The organism is Microbacterium suaedae, assembly GCF_003254645.1.
GTDB lineage: Bacteria > Actinomycetota > Actinomycetes > Actinomycetales > Microbacteriaceae > Microbacterium > Microbacterium suaedae.
In genome coordinates, this window is sequence record NZ_PNFD01000006.1 from 48,299 (window position 1) to 60,249 (window position 11,951).

Here is an 11,951-nt window from a genome sequence, read left to right on the forward strand (position 1 = left end):
GCGTTAGAGCCGCGATGCAGACCCCGGAACGAAGCCTCCGGGAGACTGAAGGATCCTCCCCGTCGAGCAGGGAAAAACCTGCCACTGCCTCCTCGACTGTGGTGCTCGGAACGGATCCGCGGGAAGCTGAAGTATGCGAATCTTCCGCCTCCTCTGGCGATACCCGGTGATCACGCTCGCCGTCGTCGTTCTCGCGGGGGTGCTGATCCTGCACGGCGTCGGCGCGGCGGATGCCGGGCGATGGATCGCCACCGGCTTCGTCGCGGTGATCGTCGCCTGGACCGTGGTCGGCATGGTCAGGGACGTCATCCGCGGGCATGTCGGGCTCGACATCCTGGCGGTGGTGGCGATGGTCGCGACATTGGCTGTCGGGGAGTACATCGCCTCGCTGATCATCGTTCTGATGCTGTCTGGCGGAGAAGCTCTCGAGGACTTCGCCGGACGTCGGGCCAAGCGAGATCTGTCGGCGCTGCTCGACCGGTCGCCGCGTACGGCGCATGTGCTCCGGGATCCGCAGGCTGAGGGATCGGACGAGGTGCGCGACATTCCCGTGGATGAGGTCTCGGTCGGAGACCTCCTGCTCGTGCGCCCGTCGGAGATCGTTCCGGTGGATGGGACGCTCCTCACCGACACGGCGAGCTTCGACGAATCCTCTCTGACGGGCGAGAGCATGCCCGTCACGCGCGAGGCCGGGGGAGAGGTGCTGTCCGGTGCGGTCAACGGTAGCCGCGCGGTGCGTATCCGGGCGGTCCGCACGAGCGCGGACAGTCAGTATCAGCAGATCGTCGAGCTCGTGCGGGAGGCAGAGGATTCCCACGCGCCCATCGTGCGTCTGGCCGACCGCTTCGCAATTCCGTTCACCGCCGTCTCTCTCGTGCTCGCAGGTGCGGCTTGGGCGGTGTCGGGAGACTCGACGCGATTCGCGGAGGTGCTCGTGCTCGCGACGCCCTGCCCGCTGCTGATCGCCGCGCCCGTCGCCTTCCTCGGGGGGCTCTCTCGCGCCGCGAAGTCCGGGGTGATCATGAAGGGAGGCGCGGTCATCGAGCGGATCGCGCGCGTGCGTTCGGCTGCCTTCGACAAGACCGGAACGCTCACCCAGGGGCGCCCCGAACTCGTCGACGTCCGGCCTGCGGCCGGCTTCGACGCAGACGAGATCCTTCAGCTCGCCGCCTCGGCCGAACAGTACTCCTCGCACGTGCTCGCCGACGGGATCCGGCGCGCGGCCGGATCACGTGGGCTCGCTGTGCACGCCGCCGACGAGGCACGGGAAGAGGCAACGAACGGCGTGGTCGCGAGTATCGATGGTCGGGACGTGGTCGTCGGGAAGCCCGCATACGTCGCCTCGCTCGCCCCCGACACGGTGCGTGCGACGCTCGATGTGAGCGAAGCGGCGGCCTACGTCGCGGTGGACGGACGATTCGCCGGTGTGCTCGTGCTCGCCGATCCGCCGAGGCCCGAGGCGGCCGATGTCGTCTCCTGGTTGCGGGCGCACGATGTCACGCGGCTGGCCATGCTCACCGGCGATGTCGAATCGACGGCGGATTCGGTCGCGCGCCAAGTGGGGATCGCGGAAGTGCATGCCGAACTGCTGCCGCCGGACAAGGTGCGGCTCGCCGCGGAGATCGAGCCGAGGCCGGTGATGATGGTCGGTGACGGGGTCAATGACGCGCCGGCGCTCGCCGCCGCCGACATCGGCGTCGCGATGGGGGCGAAGGGCGCGACGGCCGCCGGTGACGCAGCCGAGGTCGTGATCCTGGTGGACTCGCTGGCGAAGGTCGTCGATGCCGTATCGATCGGTCGGCATACGCTCCGCGTCGCCCTCACGGCGATCTGGATCGGGATCGCGCTGAGCCTGGGGCTCATGTTCGTCGCGATGACCGGCGCCATCCCCGCCGTCGTCGGCGCACTCGTCCAGGAGCTCGTCGACCTCGCGACCATCCTGTACGCGCTCCGGGCGCTCAAGGGGCCCGCTGCGGGGCTTTCGGCTCAGAAATCGGCAACGGCTGCGCCGGCTTCTCGGTGAGGCCCCGCTGGCGGTATCTCAGCGTCGGGACTCCGCTCGGATCTGCTCCGCAACTCTTGACGCTTGTCGGCGATGAGCGATAGCTTGCGATTTGCAACGTTGTAATTGCAACGTTGTAGGACTCACCGAGGAGTCCGGGAGCACACCTGCTCCGCCGACATCGCCGTCGGTTGATCTCTGGAGGATCATCATGTCGACATCACGGCTTCGCAGATCGGGGGTGGCCCTGCTCGCCGCCCTCTCGTTGGGGGCGGCGCTCCTCGCCGCCCCTGCGTATGCAGACACAGAAGAAGAACCCGCCGAGCAGCCATCGGGGCAGCTCGCCCTGACCGGCGACGTCGGAGTGCACGATCCGACGATGGCCTACGACGAAGAGGCCGGGCTCTACGTCGTCGCCTCGAGCCATAACTCGATCCGCACCGCCCCGACGATGGAAGGCCCCTGGACGGTCCGCGGGAACGTCCCGCGCGCCGATTGGACCCACGACGTCCCGAACTCCGGCACCCTCTGGGCGCCGCATCTGCAGAAGATCGGCGACACGTTCTACTACTACTATTCGCAGTCAAGCTTCGGTTCCGACGCTTCGGCCATCGGTGTGAAGACCACCAAGACGCCCGCCGATCCGAGCAGCTACGTCGACGTCGGGCACCCCGTCGTCGAATCGGGTGCACTCGCAGATGCCGGGCTTCCGATCGCCTACAACGCGATCGATCCTGCGGTTGTCCAAGACGCCGACGGCGATTGGTGGATGGTCTGGGGATCGTTCTGGGCCGGCATCGTCGTGCAGCAGCTCGGCGACGACCTCGTCAGCGTGGTCGGCGAGCCGAGCCTCATCGCGTCGCGCCAGGCCGACGACAACCCCGTCGAGGGCCCCGCGCTGTTCCACCGCGACGGGTACTACTACCTCGTGCTGAGCTGGGACAAGTGCTGCTCTGGTGCAGACTCGACATACAAGGTGGCCGTCGGTCGATCGGTCGACATCACCGGCCCTTACGTTGACCAGGCGGGCGTGCGCCTCGACGAGGGCGGCGGAACCGTCATCCTCGACTCCCGGTACGCGGTCGACGGCGTCACGCCGGATGGTCTCTATCGCGCGCCGGCCGGAGGCGACGTCTACACCGAAGACGGCGTGAACTACTTCGTTTATCACGCGTATCGCGGCGCCGGCAGCGACATGGGGATCCGCCCGATGGAATGGCGCGACGGCTGGCCGTCCTTCAGCGATTCCGACGGCGGCGCCTACGACATCGGTGACGGCAGCCACATCCGGCTCGTGAGCGAAGCCGCGCCCTTCGATATGCCGGAGATCGAGCGCGTCCCCGGCCCCGACGGCTTCGGCACCTCGGTGCAGCTGGGCGGAGACAGTCCGATCTCGTACGTCGAGATGCCCGACGGCATCGTCAGCGAGCTTGACGGTGATTTCACGATCTCTACATGGCTCAAGCGCGGTACGACGTTCGGAAACGACTGGGCGCGGCTTTTCGACTTCGGCGACAGCACAGACAACTTCCTGTTCCTGACGCCCAGTGCGGCGGCCACGCCGCGCAATCTCCGGATGGAGTTGCGCACCGCGGATGGTCGAAACGAGCTTCTTCCCGGGGCCGGCGACAGCGTCACCGTCGGTACAGACTGGACGCACGTCGCCGTGTCGGCCTCCGGAACCACGGCGAAGCTGTGGGTCGACGGCGAGGTCGTTCGCACGAACGAGAACTTCACCCTGCGGCCCGCAGACCTCGGGTTCACGACCAACAACTGGATCGGGCGTTCGCAGTTCTCCGCCGATCCGGGGCTGAACGGGGCCGTGGACGACTTCAACATCTTCAGCCGCGAGCTGTCCGCCGAGGAGATGCTGGCGATGACCGAGGCTCCCGGCGGCGGTCCGTCGGTTGGGGGCGGCGACGTGGCGTGGTACCAGTTCGACGAAGGCAGCGGATCCGAGGTCGTCGACTCGTCCGCGTCGAGCAGCACGGCCACCGCCGTGGTGCCGGTGACGACAGAGGATGAGCTGCAGAACCCTGTTGCAGGAACGCAGTGCCTCTCGGCTGTCGACGGCTCTCTCACCCAGACGGCGTGCCTCGACGGCGAAGCCGGACAGGTGTGGCGCCTGGACGCGGCCGAGGACAACTCCTACCGTCTCGTCGGCGAGCTTGCCACCGGGAACGAACAGTGCGTGGCCCTCGCCGACGCATCGGGCGCGCCGGGCACACCGGTGCTGCTGTCCGAGTGCGACGCCGACGCTGAGCTGCAGCGCTGGTTCATCGAGGACACCGGTCACGGCTTCCTGCGCTTCTCGTCACCCGCGGCGAACCTGGCGCTCGAGATCGCGAACGACTCCGGTGCCGTCGGTGCCGAGATCGTGGGCGCCGTGCGCGCGATCCGTCCGATCGCGAACATGGATCCGCCGCAGCAGTGGATGCCGCAGCACGTCACCGACGAGGTCGCGCCCGTCGTGAGCGCGTCGCTGGACCAGCGTCAGCGCATCGTCGCGCACGCGGAAGACGACCTCTCGGGTGTCTCGCTCATCGAGTACGCGATCGACAAGCACGGCAACGAAGGCGAGTGGCGGGAGGTCGAGGGGCCGATCCAGGTCGACGCGGCGAGCACAGTCCGCCTGCGAGCCGTCGACGGTCTCGGCAATGAGAGCGACGTGATCGTCGTGAGCAAGAAGTCACTGCGGTAGACCGCTTCAGCGGATGGGGGCGGCGCGACCGCCGCCCCCATCGTCTGCGCGGACCGGGTCCGCCCGTCGGGCAGCATCCACAAGCTGCGCCGGGGGCGCCCGCCCCGCACTCACGCATGCAAAGACGTGAGCACACCGGAGCGACTCGCGCGCCATCCCTGCAACGGCGTGGATGACCGAGAACTCTGCGTCGCCGACGGGTAGCGGTACGCACCGACCTGGTCCATGCTGTTGTGCAACTCGCGGTCGCTCTGCTTGTGCGCGGACGACCATCCGTCGTCGGGCCAGGGAGGATCACCGGAATGAACAGGCTGACTGAGCGGCTCGGGCTGCGCACCAATCCGCACATCTTCTTCATCTCGGCGGCGCTCATCATCGGGTTGCTCGTCGTGTTCCTCGTGTTCAGCGACGAGGTCGGGATCGTCTTCGGCGCGGCGCGGGAGTGGATCGTCACGCAGCTGGGGTGGTTCTTCATCATCGGCGTGACCGTGTGGCTGGGATTCCTCATCTGGGTGGCCGTCAGCCGCTACGGCAAGCTGCGGCTCGGCAAGGAAGACGAGCGCCCGGCGTATTCGAATGTCTCGTGGTTCGCGATGCTGTTCGCGGGCGGGATCGGCACCGTGCTGATGTTCTGGGGCGTCGCCGAGCCGATCTCGCACTTCTCGAACCCGCCGTTCGCGGGCGTGGAACCGTACAGCCAGGAAGCGGCCGAGGGCGCGATGAACCTCGCGCTCTACCACCTGAGCCTCCACACGTGGGCGATCTTCGCCGTGCCTGGGCTCGCGTTCGGGTTCTTCATCTACAGGTACAACCTGCCGATGCGCGTCTCGTCGGTGTTCTACCCGCTGCTGAAGGACCGGATCTACGGCGGCATCGGCAAGGCGATCGACATCTTCGCGGTGCTCGGCACGGTGTTCGGGCTCGCGGTCTCGCTCGGCCTTGGCACCTCGCAGATTAACTCCGGGCTCACCGCGCTGACGGGGATCCCCGACGCCGTCGGCCCCAAGGTCGCCATCATCGCCGTGCTCACCCTCGTCGCGACGATCTCGGTCATGGTCGGCCTCGACAAGGGCGTGCGGATCCTGTCGAACGTGAACATCCTGGCCGCTGTCGGGCTGATGATCTTCGTGCTCATCTTTTCTGACACCGTGTTCCTGCTGCGTCAGATCATCGAGAGCGCCGGAAACTACCTGGGCAGCCTCATCGAGCTGTCGTTCTGGAACGACGCCATGTCCGAGTTCACCCCCGAAGGCTGGGGATGGCAGGCGGGCTGGACGGTCTTCTATTGGGCGTGGACGGTGACGTGGGCCCCCTTTATGGGCGTGTTCCTCGCGCGGATCTCGCGCGGCCGCACCGTGCGGCAGTTCGTCATCGGAGTGCTCGTTGCTCCGTCGCTGTTCACGCTCGTCTGGTTCGTGATCTTCGGCTGGTCGGCGATGGAGCGGGACGGCATCGGCGGCGACGGCGGGCCGATCTCGGCCGCGGTCGCGGAGAACGTGCCGCTCGCGCTGTTCGAGTATCTCGACCAGTTCCCCCTCACCACTGTGCTGCAGGGCCTGGCCGTCGTGATCGTCGCGCTGTTCTTCGCGACATCGTCCGACTCGGCGTCGCTCGTGGTCGACATGCTGTGCTCGGGGGAGCCGGAGGGCGGCCCCGTGCGCCAGCGCGTGTTCTGGGCCATCACCGAGGGTGCCGTCGCCTGCAGCCTCATCGTGCTGGGCGGCGCTTCCGGGTTGGAGGCCCTCCGGCAGGTCATCACCGTGATCGGCCTTCCCATCTTCGTCCTGGTCTGCCTGATGCTCGTCTCGCTCATCATCGGCCTGCGCCGACAGCGCCGCCAGGTCGAGCCCATGGCGCGCCAGGATTTCCTCGCCGAGTATCGGCATCGGCTGCTGCCCGCGAAGTCGCTGCCGGGCAGCACGAGCGGCCGGCTCCGTCGGAGCACGCTGAAGAAGAACAGCGCCGACGATGACCCGGCGACGGACAGCGAATGAGACCTGCTGACAAACCATCACTCGAGGGTTAGGCTCCTCGCACGACAAACGGGATCGGAGGCGAGTTGTCGGCAGCGCGGATCCTCGGCGCCGGAATCGACGCCCTGCAGAGCATCTCAGACTCTGCGTCCGCATTGCGCCGCGACCTGCACCGCGCGCCCGAGCTCGCGTGGGACGAGCACGGGACGGCCCGCCGCATCCGCGACGAGCTCGACGCGCTCGGGATCCCGTGGCGTGCGTGCGCGACGACCGGCACCGTCTCGCGCCTGGCCCCGGACGCGCCGGGACGGCACGTGGCCCTCCGCGGCGACATCGACGCCATGCCGATCGTCGAGGACACGGGGGCATCATGGGCCTCCCGCCACGAGGGCATCATGCACGCATGCGGCCACGACGGCCACACCGCCACCCTGATCGGTGCGGCCCGGTGGCTCGTCGCGCACGAGAGCTTTCTGCCCGGCCCCGTGACGCTGGTGTTCCAGCCCGCCGAAGAGGGCGGCCACGGCGCGAGGGGGATGATCGACGACGGCGCCCTCGACGGCGTCGACGTCATCTTTGGGTGGCACAACTGGCCGGCGCTCGGACGCGGCCGGATGGCGTGCCCCGATGGGCCCGTCATGTCGGCGAACGGCACATTCGAGATCGACATCGCGGGCATCGGCGGGCACGGAAGCCAGCCCGAGGCGACCCGGGATCCCGTTCTCGCCGCCGCCGCGATCACGGTCGCGCTCCAGCAGCTCGTCGCCCGCCGCCTTCCGCCCCAGACGCCGGCCGTCGTCGCCGTGACGTGGATCGACGCGCCGAGCGCCCCGACCGTCACGCCCGCCGCGGCGCGGATCGGCGGGAGCGTCCGCGTGCCCGACACTCGCCTGCGCGCGGAGGTCGATCGCCTCATCGCCGAGATCGCCGAGGCGACGGCTCGCGCGCACGGCGTCACGGCCGAGACGACGAGCACGCCGCGCTATGCGGCGACCGTCAACGATCCGGCCGCGGCGGTGCAGATGCGTGAGGCGCTCGCGCCCGCACTGCGCGACGCGTTCGGAACGCGGGATCCCTCGCCGGACATCCCGATCCCCGTGATGGCGTCGGAGGACTTCAGTGACTATCTGTCGGAGATCCCCGGTGCCTTCGCTCTTGTCGGCGCGGGCAGCCCGCACTCGTGCCACAGCCCGCACTACGACTTCGACGACGCGCTCATCGCGCCCGTCGTCCGCGCCTACGCGCGCCTCGCGGGCGCTCCCGAACTCCCCGCCGCGACGCGGCGTGGGGAAGCAGAAGAAGACACACACAGGGTGAGTGATACCTAGCCGGGAACGAGAGAGGAGCCGATCATGGACATGAGTCCGTTCGAGCAGTGGGAATCAGAGATCCGTGGCTATTGCCGCGCCTATCCGACGGTCTTCTCTCATGCGTCCAACGCGCGCCAGGTGGCGGAGGACGGCACCAGCTACATCGACTTCTTCGGCGGGGCGGGCGTGCTCAACTTCGGGCACAACAACCCGAAGATGAAGAAGGCGATGATCGCGTTCCTCGAGGCCGATGGCATCGCGCACAGCCTCGACACCTACACGACGACCAAGCGAGACTTCGTCACGAAGTTCCACGACGTGATCCTCGCTCCGCGCGGCATGGACCACCGGATGCAGTTCATGGGCCCCACGGGGACGAACGCCGTCGAGGCGGCGCTGAAGCTCGCCCGTCTCGCGACCGGACGGCAGGACGTCGTGGCCTTCTCGCACGGATTCCACGGAATGACGCTCGGCGCGCTCGCCGCGACCGCCAACGAGGCCTTCCGTCGCTGGGCCGGGGTGCCGCTGGATCACGTCGTGCGGCTCCCGAACGAGTTCGCGCCGGGAGGCGGGCTTGCCAGCCTCGACGCCTATCGCGCCGCGCTCGACGACGCCTCGTCGGGCCTGCGTCCGCCCGCGGCGTTCCTCGTCGAAGCGGTGCAGGCCGAGGGCGGCGTGTGGGTGCACAGCGAGGAGTGGCTCCGCGCCGTCGAGCGCCTCGCTCGGGATGTCGGCGCGCTCTTCATCGTCGACGACATCCAGGCCGGCTGCGGGAGGACCGGATCTTATTTCAGCTTCGACGGAATGGGCCTCGACCCCGACATCATCACTCTCGCGAAGGGGCTCGGCGGGTACGGGACGCCGATCGCGATGAACCTCAACAAGCCTGAGATCGACGCCCACTGGAGCCCCGGTGCGCATACGGGGACCTTCCGAGGCCAGGGGCTGTCCTTCGTCGCCGGCGCGGTCGCGCTCGATTACTTCACGGACGACGACCTCATGGAAGAGGTCGCCGCGAAGGGTGCGCGGATGGCGGAGCGCCTCCGGGCGCTCGCCGCGGCGCACTCCGAACGCGCTTGGGAGGTGCGCGGCGTCGGGATGATGCAGGGTCTCGACGTCGTGGACGGCGCATTCGCGAAGCGCGTGCAGGCAGAGTCGTTCGCGAACGGCCTGCTGATCGGGCCGTGCGGCACGGACGGTCGCGTCGTGAAGCTGATCCCGCCGCTGACGACCCCGGATGACGACCTCGCCGAGGGCCTCGAGATCCTCGAACGGGCCGTGGCGCGCGTCGCCGAGGGAGGTGCCTGAAATGCGGATGCGCGAGGACATGACCTTCCCGGCCGAGGAATACGAGCGCCGGATCGACGAGCTGCGCCACCGGATGCAGCAGCGCCTGCTCGACGCCGTCGTGATCACGGACCCCGAGAACCTGATGTATCTCACCGACTATCAGACGACGGGGTACTCCTTCTTCCAGGCCCTCGTGGTTCCGCTCGAGTCGGAGCCGTTCATGATCACCCGCCAGATGGAGGAGTCGAACGTCCTCGAGCGCACCTGGGTCGAGATCACCCGTCCCTATCCCGACACGGGAGACGCGATCCAGCAGCTCGTCACCACGCTGAAGGAATTCGGGCTCGACACCAAGAGCGTCGGCTATGAGCGCAACAGCTATTTCTTCCCTGCGTACCAACAGGACCGGATCCACACCTCGTTCCGTGCGGGGCATCTGATGGACTGCTTCGGCATCGTGGAGCAGGGGCGGGTGCGCAAGTCGTCGTACGAGATCGACGTGATGCGCCGCGCGGCCCACGCGACCGAGGCGGGCATGCGGGCGGGGCTCGCGGCGATCGAGCCGGGGGTGACGGAGAACGATGTGGCCGCCGAGATCGCGCGGGGGATGTTCACGGCGGGAGGCGAGTACCCGGCGGTGATGCCGTACGTGACGAGCGGGCCGCGCACGATGATCGGCCACGCCACGTGGGAGGGGCGGGAGCTGCAGTCGGGCGACGCCGTCTTCCTCGAGATCGCCGGCTGCTATCGGCGCTATCACACGGCGATGATGCGCACGGCGCTGCTGCACGAGATGACGCCCGCGATGGCGCACGCCGAGGAGCGGATGAAGACGGCGCTGCGCGAGTTGAAGGCCGTGCTGCGCCCCGGTCTCACGGTCTCCGACGCCGACTCGATCGTGCGCACGATCATCTCGGACAACAACGTGGGGGCCGAGCTCGTGACGCGGGCCGGCTATTCGATCGGCATCGCCTTCCCGCCGAGCTGGGACGAGGGGTACATCCTCAGCCTCATGCCCGGCGGCTACACGGTGCTCGAGGAGGGGATGACGTTCCACGTGATCCCGTGGATGTGGGGAGTAGAAGGGCGGCGCACCGTCGGAATCTCCGACACGATCCGGATCACCGACACGGGATGCGCGTCGTTCTTCGAGCTCGACGAAGACTTCACGGTGAAGGGGATGGGCGACGTCGCCGGCGACGAGACTGCCGGCCTGAGAGCGGTGTGAGCCGCGAGAGGAGGACGACGATGACGACGATGTTCACGGCGACGGATCCGGTGACGGGGCGGATCGTGCGCGAGGTCCCGGTGCTCGACGAGGCGGGTCTCGAAGACGTGCTTGAGCGCGCCGAGCGGGCGTACGAGGCATGGCGACGGCGACCGATCGCCGAGCGCGCCGGGGTGCTGCGGGCCATCGCGGCTGCGATGCGCGAGGACGCGCTGCATCTCGCGACGCTGATGACGGAGGAGATGGGCAAGCCGATCACGGAGGCGCGCGGCGAGGTCGCGAAGGCGGCCTGGGCCGCCGAGCACTACGCGGAGCACGCCGAGGCGTACCTCGCGCCGGAGGTTCTTGTGAGCGATGCGAGCCGCTCCTACGTTCAGAACCTCCCGCTCGGGCCTGTGCTCGGCGTGCTGCCGTGGAATGCGCCGTTCTGGCTCGCGTTCCGCTTCTGCGCCCCCGCGCTCATGGCCGGCAACACCTGCGTGATGAAGCACGACCGGCACGTGCCGGGGTGCGCCGCGGCGATCGCCGAGGTGATCGCCCGCGTCGCGGAGGCGCACGGGGCGCCGCGAGACATCCTCCAGAACGCGCCGATGGAGCACGATCTCGCCGAGCGGGCGCTGCGGGATCGCCGGATCCGCGCGGTGTCCCTCACGGGATCCGAACGCGCGGGCGCCGCTGTCGCCCAGGCCGCGGCCCGCGAGATCAAGCCGGCCGTGCTGGAGCTCGGCGGATCCGATCCCGCGATCGTGCTGGCCGATGCCGACCTCGAGCAGGCGGCGAGCGTGATCACCACGATGCGGATCATCAACGCGGGGCAGAGCTGCATCGCCGCCAAGCGGGTGATCGTCGAGGAAGCGGTGTACGACGAGTTCGTGGCGCTGTTCGCCGAGCGGCTCGCGGCGGTGCGGGTTGGCGATCCGCGTTCGGAGGACACGCAGATCGGACCGATCGCGCGAGCGGATCTGCGGGAGAACCTCCATCGCCAGGTCACCGAGTCCGTCGCCCAGGGGGCGCGGCTCCACTTCGGCGGCGAGATTCCGGATGGGGAGGGGTTCTTCTACCCCGTGACACTGTTGACCGACGTCGAGCCGGGCATGACGGCGTGCTCGGAGGAGACCTTCGGCCCGGTCGCCGTCGTCCTCCCGGCGGCGAACGCCGACGCCGCGGTGGCGATGGCGAACGACACGCCCTATGGTCTCGCCGCAAGCGTGTGGACGGGATCCGCCGAGCGCGGCGAGGCACTGGCGCGCGAGATCGTCGCAGGCCAGGTCGCGGTCAACGGCATCGTGAAGACGGATCCGCGGCTTCCCAGCGGGGGAGTGAAGCGCTCGGGCTACGGGCGCGAGCTCGGCCCCGACGGCATCCGCGAATTCGTGAATCGCCAGCAGGTCTGGGTGGGGCCCGCGACCGGGTGACGTGAAGCGGGCGGCCGCGGGCAGCCGTCATG

The 11,951-nt window shown here is 68.7% G+C and carries 7 protein-coding genes; all 7 read left to right on the forward strand.

The features are described from left to right. Positions 1–133: 133 nt before the first annotated feature. The 7 genes from C0012_RS14730 to C0012_RS14760 all read left to right on the forward strand — a co-directional run bounded on the left by C0012_RS14730 (position 134) and on the right by C0012_RS14760 (position 11,919). Positions 134–2,023, forward strand: coding sequence for a heavy metal translocating P-type ATPase (locus C0012_RS14730; RefSeq protein ID WP_110590430.1), 1,890 nt, complete (start codon positions 134–136; stop codon positions 2,021–2,023). A 190-nt stretch (positions 2,024–2,213) separates the two neighbouring features. Next, complete coding sequence (locus tag C0012_RS14735) at positions 2,214–4,703, forward strand: family 43 glycosylhydrolase (RefSeq protein WP_110590431.1); 2,490 nt, start codon at positions 2,214–2,216, stop codon at positions 4,701–4,703. A 302-nt stretch (positions 4,704–5,005) separates the two neighbouring features. Continuing rightward, positions 5,006–6,697, forward strand: coding sequence for a BCCT family transporter (locus C0012_RS14740; RefSeq protein WP_110590432.1), 1,692 nt, complete (start codon positions 5,006–5,008; stop codon positions 6,695–6,697). 65 nt (positions 6,698–6,762) lie between these two features. Continuing rightward, complete coding sequence (gene doeB2 / locus C0012_RS14745) at positions 6,763–8,004, forward strand: N(2)-acetyl-L-2,4-diaminobutanoate deacetylase DoeB2 (protein WP_198411156.1); 1,242 nt, start codon at positions 6,763–6,765, stop codon at positions 8,002–8,004. A 24-nt stretch (positions 8,005–8,028) separates the two neighbouring features. Then, positions 8,029–9,294, forward strand: coding sequence for an aspartate aminotransferase family protein (locus tag C0012_RS14750; RefSeq protein WP_110590433.1), 1,266 nt, complete (start codon positions 8,029–8,031; stop codon positions 9,292–9,294). A gap of 1 nt (position 9,295) precedes the next feature. Then, positions 9,296–10,504: an ectoine hydrolase gene (gene doeA, locus C0012_RS14755; protein WP_110590434.1), complete on the forward strand. Its 1,209-nt coding sequence runs from the start codon at positions 9,296–9,298 to the stop codon at positions 10,502–10,504. 20 nt (positions 10,505–10,524) lie between these two features. Beyond that, positions 10,525–11,919, forward strand: a complete 1,395-nt coding sequence (locus C0012_RS14760) for an NAD-dependent succinate-semialdehyde dehydrogenase (RefSeq protein WP_198411157.1) — start codon at positions 10,525–10,527, stop codon at positions 11,917–11,919. Positions 11,920–11,951: the final 32 nt, after the last annotated feature.